The sequence below is a fragment of the bacterium genome (assembly GCA_037147175.1).
Taxonomy (GTDB): domain Bacteria; phylum Cyanobacteriota; class Vampirovibrionia; order Gastranaerophilales; family UBA9971; genus UBA9971.
In genome coordinates this window covers 37,344-60,541 of record JBAWVS010000009.1, presented here as the reverse complement: position 1 = coordinate 60,541, position 23,198 = coordinate 37,344, and the positions used below count along the sequence as shown (strand labels likewise).

Here is a 23,198-nt window from a genome sequence, read left to right as displayed (position 1 = left end):
TACAAATTTTTAGAATTAAAAACTCGTCAAAAAATTAGTTTTTAGAGATGCCCTAATGTATGAAAATATTTAGCAGAATTGAAAAAGGAGAAAGTCCGAGAAAGCTTTATTTATTTTAAAAACACAGCAAAACTCAATAGTTTTTAAAGTGCACTTTAAAAACTATTGAGTTTTTTGAAATATAGAGTTATACTAAAAAGAAAAAGGTGCTGACATGATTGAAAGAAAAGAATATCTGGAAAAATTAAAAGGATTTAAAGATAAACATCTTATAAAAATTATAACCGGCATTAGAAGATGCGGGAAATCAACACTTTTTGAAATATTCCAAAACTTTTTATTGGAAAATAATGTAAACAAAAATCAAATTATTACAATAAATTTTGAAGACGTTGATAATGAAGAATTAACAGATTACAAAGTTTTATATGACTATATAAACAGCCGATTAATCCCTGATAAAATGAACTACATATTTTTAGACGAAATTCAAAATGTCACCAATTTCCAAAAAACTATAGATAGTTTATTCATAAAGAAAAATGTTGATTTATATGTGACCGGCTCAAATGCTTATATGCTTTCAGGAGAAATAGCAACTTTATTATCGGGAAGATATGTTGAAATTCAAATGCTGCCGTTATCGTTCAGGGAATATTTATCGACTTTTCCGGACAAGACCGATTTGACAAGAAAGTACAGAGTCTATCTTGAAAATAGTTCATTCCCTTATGCATTGGAACTGAATAATGACAAAAAGCTTATAAGAGATTACTTAAGCGGAATTTATAATTCGGTAATTTTAAAAGATGTCGTTGCCAGGCATAGAATTTCAGATGTTTCTATACTGGAAAGTATTATTAAATTTATGTTTGATAATATTGGCAATATTTCTTCCTCAAAAAAAATCAGCGATACAATGACTTCATCCGGAAGAAAAATTACGCCTCCGACCGTAGAAAATTATTTGACCGCACTTGTTAACAGCTTTATTTTATATCACGTCGGCAGATATGATGTTAAAGGGAAACAACATTTAAAAACCGGCGAGAAATACTATGTTGTTGATATCGGATTAAGATATTTTCTATTAGGTTCCAAAAAAACTGACTGGGGTCACGTTCTGGAAAATATAGTTTACTTGGAACTTTTAAGACGAGGCTATGAAATATATATAGGAAAGGTCGGAACTTTAGAGATCGATTTTGTTGCAATAAAAGACGGAAATACAGAATATTATCAGGTGGCGCAGACTGTTAATAACCAAGAAACGATTACAAGAGAATTAAAGTCTTTAGATGCAATAAAAGACCATAACCCTAAATTTTTAATTACGCTTGATGAAATCCCGGTAACATCACATAAGGGAATTAAACAAATTAATGCTCTGGACTGGTTATGTGAATAAAAAAAGGTTATCCCTGAATTAGCAAGTTTTTTCGGTGATAGTTAAAAAAAGTTCCCTGCTCTTTAAAAATAATTCCCTGTTTTTTCTTTAGGGAACTTGGGGTGAAAAGCCAGACTGTGCCTGTATTAAATATTAAAACAAAGGCAGTATTTTAATAAATTCCCTGTAAAGTCCCTGTTATTTAAAACGAAAAAAGAGAATAATGCTGTCAGAACTTTGATACCAGAAAATCAAAGCCGGATTAATAATCCGGCTTTTGCTTGTTTTATTGAGACGTAACTTTTTGTGAAATATTTACGATAATAAAGCAATTTATTTTATATTTTATTTTTAAATATTTATGATTCACATAAATTCATACGGCCTGCATACAAAATTAAATATCGGAAAAAGCCCTGGTTTTTCCGGTGCAGAGAAACTATTGCCTAATAATAATTATCCTAAAAGAGATATTAAATTAATTGTTCTTGATATTGATGGCACTATATCTGATAGAAGTACAAATAGAGTAAGTGATGAACTGAAAGATGCAATTAAAACGGTCATTAATAAAGGAATTAAAGTGATTTTAAATACGGGCAGAGATTATGAAGATGCCGCTAAAATAGCTAAAGAGCTTGATCTGAATACTCCTATTATTTGCAATTACGGTAAATATATTAAAAAAGAAGGCAGATTGATTTATGAAAATCCGAGTAATATCGTAGATTTAAAAGGCGATTCTTTAGAATATATTGCAAAAATGTGGGGAATTAAAAAAGAAAATATTATGTCTATTGGCAACGATGTAGAAGATATTAGTATGTTTAAAAAATCAGGAATTGCTGTTGTTATTGAAGGCAGCACTGATTTTGAGGAGATTAAACCTTTTGCACATTATATAACTGATAATTTAAATAAATCAGGAGTTGTATTAGCTATAAAAAAACTTTTATTATAATTTTATTGATAAAAACACTGGTTGATTTAATATTGTTTTGTAAAATTGTAGATTAAAATAAATTAATTGAAGTAAAATATAAATTAGAATTTCGAGATAAAAAAGAAAATAGCGAGGTCTGTGGTGAAAATAAAAAATAAAAATCCAAAATATATTTTGTTCTTGATGGCTTTTTTAGGGTTTTGCATAAGTATAGAGCTTTGTTATATTTATTTTAATGCAAATTTTGTTGCTAATGCAGGATCAAGTTTTTGTTCGATAAACAGTGTGATTGATTGTGATGCTGTTGCAAAAACGGCTTTTTCAAGTTTTTTAGGCGTTCCATGGGCCGTTTACGGTCTTGGTTTTTATTTATTTGTAATGTTTTTAACTTTATTTCCTTTTACAAAATTTAAATTTTTTGAAAATTTTAAAAATCCGCAAAGTTATATTTTTACTTTTTCTACTTTCGCTGTAATTAATTCAGTTGTTTTATGGGCAATTTCTTCGATGGTTATTCACAAAATTTGCCTGCTTTGCTATCTTTTATACGGTGTGAATTTACTTCTTTTAATATTCAGTAAACTGGGTAAGTCTGCTTTAAACCATTATAAAGATTCTTTTAATGATTTAAACACCATAATTTCAGACACCAGATGGCTTGTAATTATAATTTCAGCTCTTTTCCTTTTCATAACAGCACTTATAACAATAAATATTACACAAGTTTTTACACCTCCCGCAAAAGATAATATCCAAACACAAGATATATCTTCAGGCGGAGGAAATACTTACCAGCCGCATGGAAATATTCTCGGAGCAAAGAATGCGAAACTCGTTGTACATGAATATACTGATTTTCAGTGTCCTTATTGCGCTATCTCCAATTCTATGATGTCCAGACTTGTTAATGAGGTTGACGGTGTGAGAGTTGAGCATCATGATTTCCCTCTTAATAAGGAATGTAATTCGCTTGTTAAAGCATCTCCGCACAAATACAGCTGCAAAGCGGCATATTATGCAAGAGCAGCCAGATTTCAGGGTAAATATTGGGATTATATTACTTTGCTATTTGATAATCAGCAGGACCTCTCTGAACCCAGACTTATTGAACTTGCAAAAAGTATAAATCTTGACATAGACCAATTAAAAAAAGATGCCTATTCTCCTGAAGTAAAACAGGGGGTTATAGCAGACATAGAGAAAGCACACAGCCTAAATATCACTTCTACTCCTACATATATTATAGGTATTAAAAAATATGAAGGACTTATGCCTTATCCGGAGCTAAGAGAAACTGTCCTCAGAAATATGTATTAATGGAAAGAAAAAAACTTCTTGTTCACACCTGCTGCGCACCTTGCGCAACTTATTCTTTTGAAAAATTGATTTCTGATAAAATTTTTCCTGTCGGTTTTTTTTACAACCCTAATATCCATCCTGAAGATGAGTATAAAAGACGGCTCAAAGAACTTGTCAGGTATACTGATTGCAAAAAATATCCGTTAATTGTACAGGAAGACCCTTCCGAAATCTGGTTTGATGCTGTTAAAGACCTTGAACAGGCAGAAGAAGGAGGAAGCCGCTGTCAAATATGTTTCAGGCTCAGACTTGAGAAAACAGCTGTTTATGCAAAAGAAAACAATTTTGACGGGTTTACAACTGTCTTGACAATTAGTCCTCATAAAAATTCCGCTATTATAAATCAAATCGGCAAAGAACTTTCTGAAAAGCACGCTATTTATTTTCTTCAAGAAAATTTTAAGAAAAATGATGGATTTAAAAAATCTCTTGAGCTTTCGAAAGACTATAATCTTTACAGGCAAAGCTATTGCGGATGTAAATTCAGTATTAACTCTAATGGCTAAAAAATTAATCGATTCGTCATTGCGAGGAAGCTCGAAGAGCTGGCGTGGCAATCTATTTCGGCTTTAAGCGGGTATTAAAACCTGATATTCTCACGCTCCCGTTAGTCGCTCAAAATGACAATAAGAATGTTCTTGCTGCTTTTTGCTTACCAGTCTTGTTAAAAACAGAACGCAGGCTTGAGCAAGTCTGCGTTTTGTAAATTACTATTTTTATTAATACTAAGAAACCTGTTTGTTTTTATTCCCGAAAAATCCTATTGGATTTTTCTTATTTAACTTCTCTTCAAAAGGTTTTAAAGCTTTGTCAAAATCGACTTGTTCAATCCTTAAATTTTTTGCATCGTCAGGCACAAATGTTCCTTTTTCCATTTTCTCAAAGATACCCAAACGGTCATAGGCATGTGCGTTGGCGTCAGTTACAATTCTTGCAATATCTGCTCCGTTTACATTTTGCTTAAATAATCTTTTTGCAAACTTTTCAGAATCAAAATTTTCAGCAATCGGTTTATTTTTTGAATGAATGTTGAGGATATGCTTGCAACCTTCTAAATCAGGGTTATTAACTTCTATATGTTTTCCGAATCTGCCGGACCTCGTTATAGCGTCATCAAGCAAGCCGATTTTATTCGTTGTTGCAATTACATAAACCTGATCATTACTTTTTTCCAGGTCGCTCATAAGGGCTAAAACCGTATTTACTGCTTTATCATCGTGTCTTGATGTGTCAGAGCCTACTCTTGTTCTGAAAACAGCATCGGCTTCATCGATAAAAATAACTGCCGGCTGCTTTTTTCTTGCATTTGCAAAAAGTTCTCTCCAATTTTTTTCAGTCTCGCCAACCCATTTTGATTCAAGTTCAGAGCCGTTTATCTTAATAAAACTTGCCTCAACTTCATTTGCAAGAGCCTGAGCAATGAGTGTTTTGCCTGTCCCCGGACCGCCTGTCAGTATAAATCCGCGGTTAACGCTGAAGTTCTTAAAAGCATCAGGATGTTTAATAGGATAAATTATGCCTTTTTTTAACTCATCAATAACATTTTTTTGCCCGCCTACATCTGCGAATGTAATTTTTTTAACACCCTCGCTCGCCTCTTTAGCTCCTGTCAAGAAGCCAATATTTTTTTTATTCAATTTCCCGATGGCTTCTTTATCTATATCTGTAAAATCAAAGAATTTAACAATATTTTCAAATTCGGCTGAAGGGATTGTTGATACATCATTTAATCCAAATTTTGCATTTGAACCAATGCAAATTTGATCTGCTTCATTAATGTTATGAACATTACCTTTTTTTGCAATAAAAGGGTTTGCCTTGTCTTTTTTTATAATTTCAGCTGATTCATCAGCAAGATTAATGAACTGTTTTATGCCTAATTTACTTCTGGTTACAGCAAAGTCCGGTAAGCCTTTTTCTTCAATAAAAAATAATTGTTTAACTAATTTGGGAAGATTATCTAATGAACCTTTAAGAGCCTGAGCAGCTTTTTCCAAGTTTTCACCTACAAGAATAATTCCATCATTATGTAAAAACTGTAAAGCTAATGCGATTTTTTTTTCAACAGGATGAGTAGCAACAATAGGTAATCCTTTAAAGGCAAGCGCACTTTTCGATGCAAAAATTTTTCTGTGGTTATCAACAATCGTTGGATTTTGAACAGAAGGTTTTTCTAAAAAATTTGTAAAGCTTGGTTTTTGTGCAGTAATATTCATTTCCCTGCTCCTCTTATAAGATGTTTTTACTAACTAAAAATATAGTTGACCTTTGTTTTAAACGTATATTGTGTTAATTAATTTTCTTCTTTTCACAGGAATAACGAACTATAATCCAACTTAATAAACACAATATAATCTGTGAAGTGATTTCTGTAAAGTGTATTTTGTACAATTATTAAGAAGAGTTAAGCCAAAAGAATTAATCCTTTTCCTGTATCCCTTCTCCAGCACTGCCTTTTCTCCTTTCCGTCTGTTATCTTGATTGCATTAAATTTTTCTTAAATAAAAAACAAAACCTGCACTGTGTGTTGATTTCACTTTGCAGGTTTTGTTTTTTAAAAGAGATTTTATTCTACAAAAATTTTAGATAATTAATTTATTTTTAAAAACACCTGCAAAAAAGGGCATACACATTTGGCACATGCACATAATGCAGCAGCAGCACATAATCATCGAATGTTTTTGTAAATTATTTTGTTTTTTAACAATAAAGTTTTTCATTAATAAGTCCGTTTGGCTTATGGTAAAATATTCGGGTTGCCGTACAATTATAGTTATCCCAAATATTTTAAAAAGTCAAGAGGCAAAATTATCATGGTAATTTATTTCTGTAGTACAAATTGGTTATAATAACCTATCTAAAGCTAATTGCTGGTTAGCGCAAGTCAGCACGAACTTTGCTATTGTCATTCTTGCGACTAACGAGTGAATGGGAACATTTCTGATTTAATATCCGTTCAAAGTCGGAATGGATTGCCACGTCAGCTCTTCTAGCTTCCTCGCAATGACAAATTTATTGATTTGTCCTGCAATTAGAGTTATCTATCTACATTTTTAACAATAAACATCCTGAGAGATTTTGTAACCTTGTTCTTTTTTGAAATTTCGACTAACATGTTTAAGGACAGCTGTTAAATCTCATTATTGGCAAGTCGGTACAAGCTTTAACAGGGCAAAACGGAGAGCTTTATTTGATAGGCAAAGTCATAAAAATACATTCGGATTTTTATTATGTGAATCTTAATAATAATATTCTTGAATGTAAAATCAGAGAAAAACTTAAAAAAGAAAAAATAGAAATTTTTGTTGGCGATTTAGTCAAAATAGAAAAAACACCGTCTAATTCAAAGCAGGCGGCAATTATTGAAGTTTTGCCGAGAAATAATTACCTCCCCAGACCCTCCATCTCAAACGTTGATCAAGTATTAATAGTTGCAGCACTAACTCAATCAAAGCTTGAGTTTGAGCAACTTAACAGATATTTATGCCAGGCAAAGCTTTATGATATTCCGGCTTTTATTTGTATAAACAAGTCTGACCTCGATGAAACTTTGAGTTTTAAACAAAAAATTCTTGATATTTATACAAATATTGGATATAAAGTTATTTTTACCTCTGCTTTAAGTGGCTTTGGTATAGATGAACTTATAAACACACTTGAATCAAAAGTTACAGTTTTATGCGGAATGTCAGGTGTCGGGAAAACAAGCCTGCTTAACAAAATTCACCCTGAATTAAAGCTTAAAACAAAAGAAATAAGCGCTAAAACAAATAAAGGCACCCATACCACAAGGCATGTAGAAATTTTAGAAGTTCCCTGCCTGAATAAAAAAACCTTGCAAGTTGCGGATACTCCAGGTTTTAGCTATTTAAAATTCGATACTGTCATGCCTTCAATAATTAACGAACTATTTGACGAAATAAAAGAATTTTCATCAGAATGTTATTTTTCAGATTGCCTTCATTTGAACGAAGAAGGCTGTAATGTACTGGCTAACGTAAGCAAGATAGATTCAACACGGTATGGGAGCTATAAAACATTTGTCAGAGAAGCTGTTGAATACAAGGAAAAAATTCGCAAAGAAGGTCATAAAGAGGAAAAATCATCTAAATCTGTCGATACAGGAAATAAAGAGATGAAACAGCTTATAAAATTAGGCACACAGGCCAGAAAAAAATCAAGAAATACCGAAAAGCAGAAAATGAACCTTATTTCAATTTTGGATGAGGTATATTATAATCAAAATCAAGAAGACTTTGATTAATTTGGGTGAAAATGTTGAAACTCCTTATACAAAAAGACTTTGACTATAATAAAGCTGTTTTTGAAGATAAAGAATTAATTAATTCCCGTCTCGATAAATATCTTGAGGTCAGATATCCTCATTTGATTTGGGAATCAATAAGATATTCCGTACTTGCCGATGGTAAAAGAATAAGACCGCTGCTTTTGCTTGAAAGTGCAAGGATTTGCGGGGGCGATAAAGAAAACGCTATTCCTACGGCTTGCGCGCTTGAGATGCTTCACGCTCAAAGCTTGATTCACGATGACTTGCCCTGTATGGACAATGATGATTACAGGAGGGGTAAGCTTACCAACCACAAAGTTTACGGTGAAGCGGTTGCAGTACTGGCAGGAGATGCTCTTTTGTCTTATGCTCCGAAAGTTATTATAAAACATACTCCTGACAAAGTTGACAAAAAAATTCTGATTCAGATACTTGAAGAATTTTTAAGAGCTGCCGGTCCTATGGGTATTGTCGGTGGGCAGGTTGTAGATATGGAGTCAGAAAAAAAAGAAATCGATTTTGCAACTTTTAACTATATACTTACTCACAAAACAGGCGAACTTTTTAAATTTGCACTAAGAGCGGGAGCTATGCTTTCAGAAGCTCCTGAAGAATTGTTGTCTGCATTATCCTTTTACGGAAAAACAATAGGCTACGCTTTTCAGATTGCTGATGATATAATTGATATTACAGGAACTTTTGAAACACTCGGAAAAACTCCGGGTAAAGACCAAAGTTCAAAGAAAAATACACACGTTTCTCTTTACGGGCTTGAAGAATCAAAAAAAGAGCTGGAAATTCTTTGTGTTAATGCACAGCAGGAATTGCTTAAAAACCACATTAAAAGTCCGTTATTAATGTCAATAGCTGAACAGATCGTAATAAAGGTTTTAAAATGATACTAAATACTGGTACAGAAGTTATACTTTCCTCTTTTATCGGGGCTTGTGCGGCTCAATGGCTTAAACTGGCATTTTACTGGGTAAAACACAAAAAACCGAATTTCAGAATTTTAACTGTTACAGGAGGAATGCCGAGCAGTCATAGTTCGCTTTCTATGGCTTTAACTACCAGTGTAGGAATGATACGCGGATTTGCTTCAGTGGAATTTGCTATAGCCCTTGGTTTTTCGATGGTTATAATGTATGATGCCGCAGGCTTGAGGCGTTCTGCAGGAAAAATGGCTACTGTTTTAAACAAAATTGTTGATGATATTTATTCGGACAAGCCCACTAAATTCCCGAACGAAAGGCTTATGGAACTTCTGGGGCATACACCTATTGAAGTTTTCATGGGAGCTTTGCTAGGCATAGTCCTGGCTTTAGCTGTTCATCTTCTTTTGCTGATTTATTAAAAAATTTATTATTATTTAACTCAAATTGCCAATTAATTTTTTTATTGTCATGTTGAGCAAAGCGAAATATCTGTCCCTTTTTGGTTTTAAGCTTAAATACTTTTTTGGACAGATTCTTCGGACTAAAGCCCTCAGAATGACAATACCAATATTAATGTGGATTTCAACTACCTAGCAATTAGAATATCAGATCTTGGTCTTTGCTCTCGGGTGGGTACTCATGTAAGCCTGTTTAAGCCTTTCCGTAGAAACATGGGTATAAATTTGCGTATTGCTTATGCTTGCATGACCGAGTAATTCTTGTACAACTCTTAAATCAGCACCGTTTTCCAATAATTTTGTAGCGAAACTATGCCTGAAAGTATGCGGTGAAACTTTTTTTTGAAAGCATAAATCTTTTGCAATTTTTGCAATTATTCGATGCACACTTCTTTGCTGAAGCCTGAATCCGTTATTATTAATAAAAACAGGAAATTTTGTAATATTTCTAATCTCCTGATTATCTGAAAACTGTTTCTCGTTAAAGCCTTCTGATAAGCAGCTCCCGGCAAGACTTGGTCTTATATTTTTTATATAATCAAGAAAATAATTCTTTGCCCTGTTGTTAATTAAGACAATGCGCTCTTTTCCGCCTTTTCCAAAAACCGTTATTTCATTTGCTTCAAGGTTAAGATTTTCAAAATTCAAGCCACAAAGCTCTGAAATCCTCATGCCTGTGGCGTAAAGAACTTCCAGAATGGTTTTATCCCTGTATTGGGAAGGGGTTTTTGCTTCAATTTGATTAAGAATTTGATTTGATTCGGAGTCAGTTAGAAATTCAGGCAAATTTTTAATTTTTTTCGGAGTTTTTATATTGGCTGCCGGATTGGATTTTACAAGTCTTTCTCTGTACAAATACCGATAAAACGTCTTTATTGCGGCTATTTTTCTTGAAATAGTAGTTCTGGTATATTTTTTTACTTGAATTTCCGCAAGATAAGTTCTTATATTTTTATAAGTGAAGCTGCAAACATCAGAAACACCCGCCCATCTTAAAAAGTTCTCGAGGTCGGTGCAATAAGCTTTTACCGTATGTACAGACAGGTTTCTCTCGACTTCAAGGTAAAGTCTGAAATCGTCAAGAATGGATTGGGAGCTTATATTTGATAAAGATGACAAAAGCTTAATACTCCTGAATGATAACACTCATTTGAAAAAATTATACAATTAGATGTAAAATACAGGCAACAACCAAATCGTTGAGGAAAATTTTTATGAATAAATCAAAGATCTTTGCTTATATAATTTTTGCCTTTATTCTGCTTAATTATCAGGCTTTTGCGGAAACTTATTCCGCAAATATCAGCAGAAATTATTCAAAAGCAGAAAATTTGATTGAATTAGGCAAATATAGAGAAGCCGAAGCATATATAACAAAACTTCTTGCCGAAAACGCCAACGATATTCAGGCAAAAACATATCTGGCCGAAATTCATTCCGCACAGTATAAGCTTGATGGGGCTGAAAAAGAATTTAATAAAATTCTCGAAAAAAACCCGCAGAATCCTATGGCTCATAATGGTTTAGGACTTGTGTATTATAGAAGAACAACTTCCTCTGATATGACTTTTAGAGGAAATATGGAAAATTATTACAATAAAGCTCTTCAGGAGTTTAGTCTTGCCGTAAAAAATGACCCAAATTTTTATCAGGCCTATGATAATACGGGAAAAATCCTTTTTGATGCAGGAAGACTTAATGATGCGGAAAAATATTTTAAAAAAGCTCTGGAAATAAGACCTGATTACTCAAAAGGTGTTGAAAATTACGGTAGAGTCTTGTTTGCAAAAAACCAGATAGATGCAGCCATCGATAAATATAGAGAAGCCATAAGATTAAACAGCAAAAATTCTTCTGCCTATTGCAATCTTGGCGAAGCATTAATAAGAAAAGGCAATTATAGTACGGCAATAAAACAGCTTCAAACTTCGCTTTATCTTTTTCCAAACAGCGCACCTGTTCATGACTTGCTTGGCAGGGCTTATGAGCTTCAGGGAAACGAAGCTGCAGCTATTTCCGAATACAAAAAATCTTTTCTCATAAAACCTGAATATCTTCCGCCATATTTAAGATTGGCAGATGTTTACAGAAACAGAGGCGACGATGAGATTGCAATTTCTGAACTTAGAAACGCTCTGTCGGTTAATCCCAACTTTTATGAAGCAAAATCCAAAATTGCTGATACTTCTCTCAACGTAGGAAAAACCGAACAAGCTATAAAATACTATAAAGACCTGTTAAGTGTTCCAAACTATAAAGTTGCCGCATTACAGGGGCTTTCTAAAGCTTATTTTGTCAGATCAAAAGAGTTGAACTCGGATGCATCAATCGCTTCTGAGCTCGGTTATGTTGATATAGAAGATTCTATCAAACAGGCAATTCAGTATGACCCTAACAATCTGGAGCTTTATCTGGCTTTGTTAAGAGTAGCAAGGGTTTCTCATAATGATAACAACTCGGCAATGTACATGAAAAATATAATTGAGAATACCCAAAACTCAAAAATTAATCATATAGTTAAAGGCGAAGCTTATATAACCTGTAATGATTATAGCAACGCTGAAAGAGAATTTTTAAATGCACTAAACCAGACTAATAATAAAGAAGATTTGCTGAGATTGGCTCAAATTTACACTATGGACAGGGCTTATATAAGCGCGAAAAACGCTGTTGATAAGGTTTTATCAATGGAGCCAAATAATTTAAAAGCCGGAAGAATTCTTGAACGAATCAGAAGAAACGAGGAGCAATCACTTTCCAGAATGAAAATAGCAGAAGCTTTTTACCGGGATGGTCAAAAAAAAGCGGCTATAGAAGCTTACCGTGATGCTCTTGCCCTAAATGTCTACCTCCCTGAAGCTCACCTCGGCATAGCAAAGGCTTTTGAAAAGGAAAAATATTATTACAATGCGATTGATCACTATACTGCTTATGTTAATTTGATTGATATAAGCAAGATAGAAGACAAAGAAAAATATACTAACAAAATTGAAAAATTAAAGATAAAAGTTGCTGAAATAGAAGCCAGAAAACAATTTGTTAAAAAATATTCAAATATGTAAAAGAAAAAGCAGGTTTTTAAAAGCCTGCTTTTTTCTTTTATTAACAATTGTTAATATTTTGCTTTAAAAATATCAATTTTTTTTATTCACGCTCGTTATAAATTTAGATAAATTTAATAAAATTTTAGTATATCTTATAAGGAGAAAAATTATGCAAATAGGAAAATCAAATATTCCCTTTACAGCGCTTACAAGAAAACCGTTCCATGAACAAAATCATCCTACCATCAGTGACATAAAAGCATTAAGAGTGGCAACAGCAAGCAACGGAAACGAATTCTGGGTTACAGGAGAAGATATCCCTCCTCATGAAGGAATCAGAGTATACGACACACAGAAAAGACTTGATCAATTTGTTCGTGAACGACGCGACGGAAAATTAGAATAATAAAAAGCTCTATCCTGCCTGATACGAAGACATGCTGTTTTTTAACGCTTTCAGCGCATAAAGAGGTTCATTTAGTCCCGCTTCAAAGAGGCTGAAAAGAGCTTTTTTTATTTCGTTTTTGTTATTCTTTTTCTGTAGTTTTCTAAGATAATTAAGTGATTTTAAAAAGCCGGCTCTGGATTTTATTTTTATACCGGAGCTTTTTACAAGTTCGTTTATCCATCTTGCAAATTTTGCAGGGTCTTTTTCTGCGGTAGGTACCATACTTTCGTAAAATACCTGTCTTGATACACCCCAGTTTCCTTGCAGGTTAGATGAATAAATTAAGACATCTTTCCAGACATCCAGATAGTTGTCTTTTTCTTCAAAATTGCTGTTAAAATCATTAGAATATCCAATGAAATAATTGGATTTCATACAATGTACCCTCTTACTTATTTATTCGACGACTTATTTAGCAAATATCCGGATTTAAACTAGATATATACTATATCGCGTGATTTAAAAATTTCTTTAATGTTTTAAGCAACAAAAGTCAGAATATTTAACAAAGCTTAACCTAATTTCAATTTTTTATAAATTAGAAAGGTGTTCTATTTTATAAGAACTAACATGAATTGCCGGATAGTCAAAATCTGCATGAATATTGGTATTGTCATTCTGATGACTTTAGTCCGAAGAATCTGTCCGAAAAAGTATTTAAGCTTAAAACCCAAAAAAGACAGATGTTTCGCTTTGCTCAACATGACAATAAGAAAATTAATTAGCGATTGGAGTTAACTAAATTTATAGTACAGATATAAACTTTTGCTTAATAAGCAAATTTTATGAGATACTTTTGTTGGATACATAGGAGAAAAAATATATGTCAAATGAAAAAGTAATTAATTTAAATTTTGGTTCAAAGAATTTTGAAGTCAAGCCATTTTGGATAATGGCAGCAATCTTGTTATTACTTATTTTTCTGTCAAGAACTGTTCTTATAGTCAACGCAGGGCATAGGGCAATAGTTTTTAACTCGTTTATCGGTGTGGAAAAGAGAACGTTGGGCGAAGGAATTCATTTTCTTGTGCCGGGTGTAGAAACTCCGACAACTTACAGTGTAAGAACTGAAACTTATACAATGTCAGGCAGACAGGATGAAGGACAACAGCAGGGTGATGATGCAATTGAATGTCTTACTTCTGACGGTCAAAAAATCAGGCTTGATCTTTCAGTTATCTATAATTTGATACCTGAAAACTTATGGGAGCTTCACAAACAAATAGGTCCTGATTATGTGGATAAAATAATAAGACCTTCAGTTAGAAGTATTGCCAGAAACACTATAGCAAACTATACCGTAACTGAATTATATTCAGGAAATAGAGATAAATTACAGGATGAAATTTCTTTAAAAGTCAAAAATGAACTTGATAAATATTATGTTAATTCTACGGAAACAATGATAAGAAATGTTGTTTTTTCTGAAGAATTTTCAAAAGCAATTGAGCAAAAGCAGGTTGCAATGCAGGATGCTGAAAGAATGAAATACATTCTCGAAAAAGAAAAACGCGAGAAAGAAAGAAAAATTATAGAATCAGAAGGTCAGGCTATAGCAATATCCAAAAAAGGCGCCGCTCTCAAAGCAAATCCGTTGCTCATAAGGTATGAGTACGTGGATAAACTCGCTCCCGGCGTAAAAACCATAATCACAAATCAGTCTTCAATATTAAATTTCCCCGGTGATTTATTGAAAGACGAAAAATAAAAAAATTATTGGCTTATTCAATCACTAATTTTTCATCAATTAAAGGCTCTATGAAATCAAATAGGGCCTTTAATCTGTTTTTGTCATGAAGATAAAGATAGCCGATAATTGCTTCAAAAGCAGTGCTTAATCTGTGAAGCACCTGATTTGTCCGTCTGGCTGTAGTTACAGAAAGATTTCTCGCTCTTCTGACTATATCTTTTTCTTCTTCCGTCAAAAAATCCTGCATTTTACCAAGAATTTCCGCATGAAATTCTGCTTTTACCACAGAAGACGTTATATTATGTAGCTTATCGGGTTTTGAAACAAGAAAAATAGTTTTTTCCCTGACAAAAACTTCATAAACAGCATCACCAATATAAGCATAAGACCTTATAGGCAGCTCATTTGTCTGCAATTTCGACATCTAATCCTGAATACTCCAAATAGTAGGCTTGTCTTTCTGATCTTTAAGAACTATGTTTAATTTGGCAAGCTCATCCCTTATAAAATCTGACATTACCCAGTTTTTTTCTTCTCTTGATTTTTGTCTTAGGGAAATAACAAGTTCCATAAGTTGTGAAGAAAGGTCATCGCTTAAATTTTCTGATTTTGTTAAATCAAAACCAAGTATCGATGATAATCTCAATAACAATGCCAGACAAAATGCGCTGTTTTGCGGCTTTTGTGATTCCCTTATTTTCTGGGCATTGCTTGCAACTTCAAATAACACAGAAAGCGCTTTTGAAGTATTAAAATCATCATCCATCGCATTTACGAAGTTTTTAATATTTTTAATAATATTATCCAAATTTTCAGAAGGAATGGTTTTCTCGATATCTTGATTTGAATCTATTTCATAGAAAGGAAGGTGATCGGTTTTTACTATTGCATCGATTATAGGAGTGATTAATTCATTTGCTTCTTTTATTTTTTCTTCATCTACTGTATTTTTTACATCTTCATAAGCATTTTTGAGCCTTTTAATACCGTTTTTAGCGGCCTTTAGGGATTCATCGCTAAATTCCACAGGCATTCTGTAGTGGTTTGTAAGTATAAAAAATCTTATGGTATTTGCGTCATATTTTTCAAGCAAATCGTTTATAGTTAAAAAATTTCCTAAAGATTTGGACATTTTTTCTTTATTTGTTGTTACAAATCCGTTATGCATCCAGTATTTAACAAAATCTTTATCAAAAGTTGCTTCTGATTGAGCTTTTTCATTCTCATGATGCGGAAAAATCAAGTCCTGTCCGCCTGCATGAATATCAATCTGCTCTCCAAGATATTTTTTTGACATGGCAGAACATTCTATATGCCAGCCCGGTCTGCCTTTACCCCATGGGCTGTCCCAAGAAATTTCCTCTTTATTGTTTATCGCTTTCCAGAGCGCAAAATCAAGAGGATTTTCTTTTTTATCGGAAGCTTCAACCCTTGCTCCCGACTGAAGATCATCAATGCTTTGTTTACCGAGTCTTCCGTATTTTTTGAATTTTGAAACCCGAAAATACATATCCCCGTCTGATTCGTATGCATAACCTTTTTCTTCAAGTTTTTTTATTATTGTTATCATATCTTGAATTGTTTCGGTAGCTTTAGGTTCAATGTCAGGAGGCGCAACATTAAGTGCCTTCATCGCTTTTTGAAACTCTTTATAATAGGTATCAGCCAATTCTTGAGGTGTTATGTTGTTTTCTCTGGCTCTGTTTATGATTTTGTCGTCAACATCGGTAATATTTCTTACGTAAGTAACGTCATATCCTTTAAACCTAAGATATCTCGATACCACATCCCACGTAATATAACATCTTGCGTGTCCTAAGTGCGGGTAATCATAAACAGTAGGACCGCAAACGTACATTTTTACCTTGTTATCTTCCAGCGGATAGAATTCTTTGATTTTTTGTGAGAGTGTATCGTATATTTTCATTGAGTTTTCCTCTTATTGTCATCATGAGCGAAGCAGAAAATTATGTCAGTAGAGCGTTATTAATCCTTAAAGCAACCCTGTCTTTACCAAGAAGTGAAACAATTATGCCCATGTCAGCACCATGCACTCTTCCTGTCAAAGCTGCTCTTATTGCCCACATGGTCTGTTTTGGCTTCAAAGGTTTCATCATTGTCCTGAATTCGCCAAGCTGTTCATGAATTTTTTCAATATTATCATATTCAATATCGTTACAGAACTCTAAAAACTCTGTCAGCACTTTTTTTGATTCTTCTGTATTCAAAACAGTTTTTCTAATTTCGTTATCAATATTTATACTATTACCAAAGAAATAATTAACCGCATCAGTCACCCCGCTTAATTTTACCAGAGGCTCTTTTACGGCATTTATAACAGTTTCCAGCTGTTCACGGGAATATATTGAAAGATCAAAATCTTGCAAATAGGGTTTAAGCCTTTCTACAAGTTCAAAAACCGGCATGCTTCTTATATACATACCATTCATCCAGTTAAGCTTGTCAAATTCAAAGACAGCGGAACTTAAATTAATTCTATCAAGGCTAAACTTTTGAATTATCTGATCAAGCGGCATGATTTCCGCTCCATCAGGAGAAGACCAGCCAAGAAGCGCGAGAAAATTAACAAAAGCCTCCGGCAAATAGCCCTGCTGAATAAATTCACTGACAGCCGTAGCTCCATGTCTTTTAGAAAGTTTGGTTTTATCAGGCGCAAGAATCATACCCAGATGGGCAAATTCGGGAATTTTTGCTCCCAGCGCTTCATAAATCAAAATTTGTCTTGGAGTATTGGAGATATGATCTTCGCCACGGATAATATGGCTCATTTTCATCTCTACATCATCTACTACAACAGCAAAATTATAAGTAGGAATTTCGTTTGATTTCATTATGACGAAATCACCGAGTAAATTTAAGTCAAACTCTACTTCTCCCTTGATTAAGTCCTTAAAAACAAGTTTTTTTGCAGGAACTTCAAATCGTATTACAGGTTTTCTTCCTTCTGTTTTAAATTTTTCTATCTGCTCAGGAGTAAGATTTTTGCATTTTTTTGAATATATAATTTGTTTTTTTTCTTCCAGTTGCGCGGTTTTTTCGGCTTCAAGCTCTTCCTGAGTACACCAGCAGTAATAAGCATGCCCTGATTCCAGAAGTTTTGCCGCATATTTTTTATAAATATCAAGTCTTTCTGATTGTTTATATGGTCCAAAAGCCCCGCCCACATCAGGACCTTCATCCCATTGAAGCCCCATAGCTTTTAAGCTGTCAAAAATATTTTGTGTATATTGTTCGTTTGATCTTTCAAGGTCAGTATCTTCTATCCTTAAAACAAATTTCCCGCCTTTATTTTTGGCAAAAAGGAAGTTGAATAAAGCTGTTCTTGCTGTCCCGACATGAAGATTTCCCGAGGGACTCGGAGCAATTCTTACTCTTATTTCTTGATTAGTCATTATTTTAATATTTCCCTTTTCTCTGATTGTCATTCTGAGAGCTTTATTTAACTTCAATTGCCAATTATTTTCTTATTGTCATGTTGAGCAAAGCGAAACAGCTGTCCTTTTTGGATTTTAAGCTTAAATACTTTTTTGGACAGATTCTTCGGGCTTTAGCCCTCAGAATGACAATACCAATATTCATTTAGATTTCGACTATTTAGCAATTCAAGTTATTTAAATTATTTTATCTTAAAAGAAAGAGGTAGTGAAAATATTTTTCACTACCTCTTTTGAAGTCAATTTTTTTTAGAAAATCTATGCGTATGTGCGAATTTGTTTTCCCAGCTGTTCCTTTAAAGCCCTGGCTGCCAGGCTGTCATCTTCATGCATTTTATTGAAAAATTCACCCTCTTGAGCATAACCGCTTGCAAGTTTATCTAAGTTATTTTTTTTTGCGATCTGTTCATAAAAAAGACAGCCGCGCGCTGCATAATCAAGAACTTCGCTGCCAACCTCCCTGTCGCTATATCCATTTTTAGGGCAACTTCTCAAATAAGGATTAAAACCAAATGCCATTTTGCTCTGCAAATTTAAAGAATTAACGACCATTTTAAATATCTCCAAAAGTTATTTAATCATGAACTTTAACACTCGTGATAAAAATTAATTGATAGTTTTTACTACAAGTATTTACAAAAATACACAAAACAAAAAGCCTGAAAAGCGTCTGTAAATAAAAAGTAGCTTATACCCCTTGAAGATTTTTATTTAGATGATATTATAAACTTCAAAGTCATGAAAAATAAAGAGGAACACTAAATGACCATTAATTTAGCCAGCAAACAACAGGTAATTGAAGAATATAAAAGAGACGTAAACGATACAGGCTCTGTAGAAGTTCAAGTTGCGCTTTTGACAGAAAAAGTAAAAGAACTTACAGAACACTTGAAAGAACACAAAAAAGATTTTCAAGGTCGTCGCGGTCTTTTAATGATGGTTGGAAAAAGAAAAAAACTTTTAGGATATCTTAAAAACGAAAATGTTGAGAGATATAGAGTTTTAATCGAAAGATTAGGAATCCGTAAATAAACCTGTAAAAGATTATTCAAAAGAGACTCTGTTAACAGAGTCTCTTTTTGTTAGAGTTAATATTGCTAAATATTTGTACTTCCGTCCTTTTTAATTTTATCAAGTGATTGCTTCTGTCCTACAAACTCTCTGGTCATTTCCTTAACAAATTTTAACGCTTCCATATCTCTTGCCATAGCATCTTTGAGAGCCACAATTTCTTCGATGGAAAGTTTTCCGACTTCCATTGAATCAAGATTTGAATCCCATATATTTTTAAAGTTTTCCCTTGTTTCTTCATCAAAACCGGGTAATTCGTTTATATAAGAAAGCCATAAATGAAATTGGTGAGAAAGAAAATAAATATTAACAGGTTTGTCATCAAGAACAAAAAGCTCAGGTGTTTTGTTTTCGATATTTAATTTGGCTCGAGAAATTATATTTAAAAGAATATTAAGAGCCAGAGCCTTAAATCCTTTTTTGGGGGGCAAAAAGCCTATTTGTTCCCTGAATAAAAACAAAACAGGCTTCATGTATCTAGATTTTATTACTCTAGTTCCTTTTAGTTTTATGAAGTTAACGAGAATTTCAGGATTTTCGACAGCTTCTTTTAAAATAAGCCTTGCTTCAGCGTTTATTTCTTCTTTTATAAATGTTTGTTTTGCATCAATAGAAAGAGAGTCATTTGAGGTAAAAAATTTTGCGGAAGTTTTGCTTGAAAATTTTCCCATTAATTTCCCTTTTATATTTTTCTGCGAAATTTTATGTGTTGCCGTAATTTTTTTTAATTTTTTTATAAGTGAATTTACAAAATTTTTCATAAGTCATGCCTCTTTTTAATTTGTTTTTGACTAAAAGTCGTAATTTTATATAAGAGATAAAATCTCTCAAAATACACCCTTATATTTATAAAAACAGTAAGGTTATATTTTTTGTTAGTTAAATATAAAAAATTGTTATATAGTTTCTAAAGTTATATAATCTTATTAAATAACTTTTTTGCCAATTTGGCATCTTAATAATTTTATGAAAACGAATTTATTTACCGTTAGTTTTGGAAAAGTCAAAGAATGAACCAGATATCTCCTGATAAAGAAACCCAAGTTATAAACAGTTACAATAAAAGAAAACTTGGGCAGCTAAAAAAAAGAAGAGAACTTCGCAAATCAAAGATTATTCTGACAAGGTTTCGATTTTTTGCGCGTATTTTTGCTATTTGTTTTCTTATTTGGGCTTTTTCAATAATCGTTCAATTACCTCAATGGTATTTAAACAAAAATATATTTATATCTTATCCAAACAAATATTTAGAAATTGAAGGGAACAAAATTGTTTCTGCAAGGCAAATACTTTCTAAACTTAAAAATCTTAAAATTCCTAATAAGCCTGTTTATCTGGTTAACACAAAATATATTGAAAATAGTATACTTGGGTTAACGCCTGTTAAGAAAGTTTTTGTCAGGAGATACTGGTTTCCTGCCAGGCTAAGAATTGTGCTTGATGAGAGAACTCCTGTTTTATCAATCGCACCGACTCCAAAAGTAGAACCTGTTGCGGTATTTACAAATGATGACGGCATCATCAAAATTATCGGCAAAGAATATCTGCCTTTGGCTTCATCAAAAGAAACTTATAAAGTGCTTACTTATGCGCCATTTGCTCTTTGGAAGCCTAATCAGGTGCAATATTTAACCAAGTTTGCTTTTTATATTGAGAATGCAACAAACCAGAAGCTTGAATATCTCGACATAAGAAACCCCGATGATGTATTTGTCCAACTTAAAGATGTTAAGTTAAGAATAGGCGGAATAAATGGAAGCACGATTTTTTCTAATATTGATAAAGTTATTCCTGTCCTTCCAGAAGCTTTAAAAACAAAAGATGAATTCGAATATATAGACTTACGATGGGATAATGTTTCCATAAAACTTAAAGATAAAAAGAAAGAAGAACCAAAAGAAAAAGCTGCCGAATAGCAGCTTTTCTTTTAAATTGTTATGAAAAAAAACTAACCTACAGCGTAAACGCTGATTTGAGTTTTATCTCTTCTGTGTTTTTCAAAAGTCACAACGCCATCAATAGTTGCAAATAATGTATCATCGGAACCGATGCCGACATTATTTCCGGGATGGAATTTTGTTCCTCTCTGACGTACTAAAATATTACCTGATCTAACAAGCTGACCGCCATATTTTTTAACACCGAGTCGCTGCGCATGACTGTCGCGACCATTTTTTGTTGAGCCTACACCCTTCTTATGAGCCATTAGGATTCACCACCTTTTCGAATTAATTTTCTTCTTTTTCTGTTTCTGTTTCTACAACTTCTACAGCAGTTTCCACAGTTTCTATAGCTTCTACTTTTTCAATTTTTTCAATTTTTTCTACTTTTTTTGCTGGTGCTTTTTTAGTAGTTTTAGGAGCTTTAGGGGCTTTTTCTTTTGTTTCAGTTTTGATTACTGTTTCTTTAGAGGATTCAGCAGCTAAAACAGAATCTTTTCCGGGGAAATCGATACTTTCTATCATAATTCTGGAAAATTGTTGTCTGTGTCCGTTTTTATTACGATAGCCTTTTTTACGTCTTTGTTTATAAACAAGAACTTTTTTGTCTTTTCCGTTTTTAAGTACGGTTACTTTTACTGTAGCACCTTCAAGATAAGGCTGACCGATTTGTGACTGGTCTCCTGCTACGATCATTACAACTTTATCGAGTTCAAGAGTTTCGTTTTCGTCTTTACCTAAAAACTCAACGTCAATATATCTGCCCTCTTGTATTTCGTATTGTTTTCCACAAGTTTCAACTATTGCAAGCATTTGCTCGTCCTTTATCTTTTCTCTTAATTATTATACATAAATAACACACGCTATAGAAGCGCATGGTTAATATAACAACATCATAATTTAATGTCAATTCATTTTATTTATCAGTTATTTTGAAAGGCTTTTAATAAATACTGCTCAATCGGCTTATGTAATCTTTAAAAAAACAGATTTAAAATAATTTTTTATGGAATGGGAGAAAACCTGTGAACAGGAATAGGTTGTTTTCATTTTTATTGGGACTATTTTTGTTTTTAAGTTGTCTTTTCTCTGAAACTGCATTTGCCGTAACAATCCAAACCGATGAATATGACAGTCTTGAAAGAGGAATTGTTCTCCAAAAATCACTTAGTTTGCAATTAAGAGGTGGATTGAAAGGATCTGAAAGTAAAATACTGATTAATGCACCTACCAGAAAAGTATGGAATGTGCTTGATGATAAGGAAAATCTCCCTAAGTTTATTCATCAGATAAAAAGAGCAAGTATTATTGAAGAAAAAAATGAACAGCAAAAAGTTGTTACAACCGTAAAATTATGTGATTTGCTGCCAAGTTTTAGTTATGTTCTTGTTTTTGACAGTTCTGAGAAATTCAGAAGAATGAAATTTAAAAAAACAGGAGGAGCTTTCAAAGAGCTTTATGGCTACTTTGAAATGATTCCGTATCAGGATAAAACGATACTCGCATACAGGATTTATTCAGACCCGGGCTTTTATATCCCTGAATTTATATGCAAAGCCATGAGAGGTGATGCAACAAAAATTATGAGATCTATAAAAAAAGAGGCCGAGAAGTAATTGTTCGATTTAATTATTATTCTGAACGAGTTTAATCTTCAAAGACTGCTCATCACAGCCGCTTCTGGTTTTACTCACGCTCCGCAAGAGAAATCTTATTGATTATATTTGTGGTTGAACGTCCTTCAACAAAGGGAATAAACTGGATTTTCCCACCGCCCTGCTTTATCACAGCTGTTTCAGGAAGAGTTTCTTCCGTATAATCCCCGCCTTTTACATGGATATCGGGTTTGATTTTATCAAGAATGTTGATAGGCGTATCTTCATTAAAAATCACCACATAATCTACTGAAGAAAGAGCCGACATGACTTCTGCCCTGTCATCCTGATGATTTAGCGGTCTTGTAGGGCCTTTGAGCCTTTGTACTGATTCATCCGAATTCAAACAAACCACTAAAACATCTCCAAGCTCTTTTGCGTGTTTCAGGTATCTTACATGACCGGCATGGATTATATCAAAGCAGCCGTTTGTAGTTATAATAGTCTTATTTTGATTTTTCACTTCGCTGATTATATTTAAAAGTTGGTTTAATTCGACAACTTCGCCCATTTGCTTTCCTCTTT

At 33.1% G+C, this 23,198-nt stretch carries 24 protein-coding genes; 13 read left to right on the top strand and 11 right to left on the bottom strand.

Annotated features, from left to right (window positions below; genetic code table 11):
- Positions 1–214: 214 nt before the first annotated feature.
- The 4 genes from WCG23_03780 (at position 215) to WCG23_03765 (ending at position 4,195) form a co-directional block, all read left to right on the top strand.
- Positions 215–1,408, top strand: a complete 1,194-nt coding sequence (locus WCG23_03780) for an ATP-binding protein (GenBank protein MEI8388989.1) — start codon at positions 215–217, stop codon at positions 1,406–1,408.
- Between the two features lie 421 nt (positions 1,409–1,829).
- Positions 1,830–2,348, top strand: a complete 519-nt coding sequence (locus WCG23_03775; GenBank protein MEI8388988.1) for an HAD family hydrolase — start codon at positions 1,830–1,832, stop codon at positions 2,346–2,348.
- A gap of 120 nt (positions 2,349–2,468) precedes the next feature.
- A complete protein-coding gene (locus WCG23_03770; protein ID MEI8388987.1) occupies positions 2,469–3,647 on the top strand; it encodes a thioredoxin domain-containing protein in 1,179 nt (392 codons plus the stop codon).
- The gene (locus tag WCG23_03765; protein MEI8388986.1) at positions 3,647–4,195 is read left to right on the top strand and encodes an epoxyqueuosine reductase QueH; all 549 of its coding nucleotides are present in this window, start codon (positions 3,647–3,649) and stop codon (positions 4,193–4,195) included. Before WCG23_03770 ends, WCG23_03765 begins: the two co-directional genes overlap by 1 nt.
- 219 nt (positions 4,196–4,414) lie before the next feature.
- Here the strand turns inward: WCG23_03765 and WCG23_03760 are convergent, their stop codons facing one another.
- Positions 4,415–5,905 (bottom strand): ATP-binding protein, encoded by a 1,491-nt coding sequence (locus WCG23_03760; protein ID MEI8388985.1) that lies wholly within the window; start codon positions 5,903–5,905, stop codon positions 4,415–4,417.
- Between the two features lie 974 nt (positions 5,906–6,879).
- Between WCG23_03760 and rsgA the strand changes: the two genes are divergently transcribed.
- From rsgA to WCG23_03745, 3 genes are read left to right on the top strand one after another with little or no spacing between them, the layout of a single operon-like run.
- On the top strand, positions 6,880–7,953 hold the full coding sequence (gene rsgA, locus WCG23_03755; GenBank protein MEI8388984.1) for a ribosome small subunit-dependent GTPase A: 1,074 nt from the start codon (positions 6,880–6,882) through the stop codon (positions 7,951–7,953).
- A gap of 11 nt (positions 7,954–7,964) precedes the next feature.
- A complete protein-coding gene (locus WCG23_03750; GenBank protein MEI8388983.1) occupies positions 7,965–8,876 on the top strand; it encodes a polyprenyl synthetase family protein in 912 nt (303 codons plus the stop codon).
- A complete protein-coding gene (locus WCG23_03745) occupies positions 8,873–9,331 on the top strand; it encodes a divergent PAP2 family protein (protein ID MEI8388982.1) in 459 nt (152 codons plus the stop codon). Before WCG23_03750 ends, WCG23_03745 begins: the two co-directional genes overlap by 4 nt.
- A gap of 186 nt (positions 9,332–9,517) precedes the next feature.
- On the opposite strand, the gene xerA is transcribed toward WCG23_03745, so the two are convergent.
- A complete protein-coding gene (gene xerA, locus WCG23_03740) occupies positions 9,518–10,489 on the bottom strand; it encodes a site-specific tyrosine recombinase/integron integrase (GenBank protein MEI8388981.1) in 972 nt (323 codons plus the stop codon).
- A 95-nt stretch (positions 10,490–10,584) separates the two neighbouring features.
- On the opposite strand from xerA, the gene WCG23_03735 reads away from it, so the two are divergent.
- Together WCG23_03735 and WCG23_03730 are read left to right on the top strand one after the other, a co-directional pair.
- Positions 10,585–12,432 carry a tetratricopeptide repeat protein gene (locus WCG23_03735; GenBank protein ID MEI8388980.1) on the top strand — a complete coding sequence of 616 codons (1,848 nt, stop codon included), beginning with the start codon at positions 10,585–10,587 and terminating at the stop codon, positions 12,430–12,432.
- Between the two features lie 151 nt (positions 12,433–12,583).
- Positions 12,584–12,820 carry a hypothetical protein gene (locus WCG23_03730; protein ID MEI8388979.1) on the top strand — a complete coding sequence of 79 codons (237 nt, stop codon included), beginning with the start codon at positions 12,584–12,586 and terminating at the stop codon, positions 12,818–12,820.
- Between the two features lie 9 nt (positions 12,821–12,829).
- Here WCG23_03730 and WCG23_03725 read toward each other — a convergent pair whose 3' ends face one another.
- The gene (locus WCG23_03725) at positions 12,830–13,237 is read right to left on the bottom strand and encodes a hypothetical protein (protein MEI8388978.1); all 408 of its coding nucleotides are present in this window, start codon (positions 13,235–13,237) and stop codon (positions 12,830–12,832) included.
- Between the two features lie 448 nt (positions 13,238–13,685).
- Here WCG23_03725 and WCG23_03720 point away from each other — a divergent pair, with 448 nt between their 5' ends.
- Complete coding sequence (locus WCG23_03720; GenBank protein ID MEI8388977.1) at positions 13,686–14,570, top strand: prohibitin family protein; 885 nt, start codon at positions 13,686–13,688, stop codon at positions 14,568–14,570.
- A gap of 13 nt (positions 14,571–14,583) precedes the next feature.
- Here the strand turns inward: WCG23_03720 and WCG23_03715 are convergent, their stop codons facing one another.
- The 4 genes from WCG23_03715 to WCG23_03700 all read right to left on the bottom strand — a co-directional run bounded on the left by WCG23_03715 (position 14,584) and on the right by WCG23_03700 (position 18,559).
- Positions 14,584–14,976 carry a ribonuclease III domain-containing protein gene (locus WCG23_03715; GenBank protein MEI8388976.1) on the bottom strand — a complete coding sequence of 131 codons (393 nt, stop codon included), beginning with the start codon at positions 14,974–14,976 and terminating at the stop codon, positions 14,584–14,586.
- Entirely contained in the window at positions 14,977–16,479 is a 1,503-nt protein-coding gene (gene cysS / locus WCG23_03710; protein ID MEI8388975.1) for a cysteine--tRNA ligase, read from the bottom strand.
- Between the two features lie 40 nt (positions 16,480–16,519).
- Entirely contained in the window at positions 16,520–17,965 is a 1,446-nt protein-coding gene (gene gltX, locus WCG23_03705; protein MEI8388974.1) for a glutamate--tRNA ligase, read from the bottom strand.
- A 300-nt stretch (positions 17,966–18,265) separates the two neighbouring features.
- On the bottom strand, positions 18,266–18,559 hold the full coding sequence (locus WCG23_03700; protein MEI8388973.1) for a hypothetical protein: 294 nt from the start codon (positions 18,557–18,559) through the stop codon (positions 18,266–18,268).
- 210 nt (positions 18,560–18,769) lie between these two features.
- Here WCG23_03700 and rpsO point away from each other — a divergent pair, with 210 nt between their 5' ends.
- Positions 18,770–19,039 (top strand): 30S ribosomal protein S15, encoded by a 270-nt coding sequence (gene rpsO / locus WCG23_03695; GenBank protein MEI8388972.1) that lies wholly within the window; start codon positions 18,770–18,772, stop codon positions 19,037–19,039.
- A 65-nt stretch (positions 19,040–19,104) separates the two neighbouring features.
- Here rpsO and WCG23_03690 read toward each other — a convergent pair whose 3' ends face one another.
- Entirely contained in the window at positions 19,105–19,839 is a 735-nt protein-coding gene (locus WCG23_03690; GenBank protein MEI8388971.1) for a hypothetical protein, read from the bottom strand.
- Between the two features lie 249 nt (positions 19,840–20,088).
- Here WCG23_03690 and WCG23_03685 point away from each other — a divergent pair, with 249 nt between their 5' ends.
- Complete coding sequence (locus WCG23_03685; protein ID MEI8388970.1) at positions 20,089–20,994, top strand: FtsQ-type POTRA domain-containing protein; 906 nt, start codon at positions 20,089–20,091, stop codon at positions 20,992–20,994.
- Between the two features lie 32 nt (positions 20,995–21,026).
- On the opposite strand, the gene rpmA is transcribed toward WCG23_03685, so the two are convergent.
- The gene (rpmA, locus tag WCG23_03680) at positions 21,027–21,284 is read right to left on the bottom strand and encodes a 50S ribosomal protein L27 (protein MEI8388969.1); all 258 of its coding nucleotides are present in this window, start codon (positions 21,282–21,284) and stop codon (positions 21,027–21,029) included.
- 22 nt (positions 21,285–21,306) lie between these two features.
- On the bottom strand, positions 21,307–21,831 hold the full coding sequence (rplU, locus tag WCG23_03675; GenBank protein ID MEI8388968.1) for a 50S ribosomal protein L21: 525 nt from the start codon (positions 21,829–21,831) through the stop codon (positions 21,307–21,309).
- A 212-nt stretch (positions 21,832–22,043) separates the two neighbouring features.
- Between rplU and WCG23_03670 the strand changes: the two genes are divergently transcribed.
- Positions 22,044–22,634 (top strand): SRPBCC family protein, encoded by a 591-nt coding sequence (locus WCG23_03670; GenBank protein ID MEI8388967.1) that lies wholly within the window; start codon positions 22,044–22,046, stop codon positions 22,632–22,634.
- A 70-nt stretch (positions 22,635–22,704) separates the two neighbouring features.
- Here the strand turns inward: WCG23_03670 and rfaE2 are convergent, their stop codons facing one another.
- Entirely contained in the window at positions 22,705–23,184 is a 480-nt protein-coding gene (rfaE2, locus tag WCG23_03665; GenBank protein MEI8388966.1) for a D-glycero-beta-D-manno-heptose 1-phosphate adenylyltransferase, read from the bottom strand.
- Positions 23,185–23,198 lie beyond the last annotated feature (14 nt).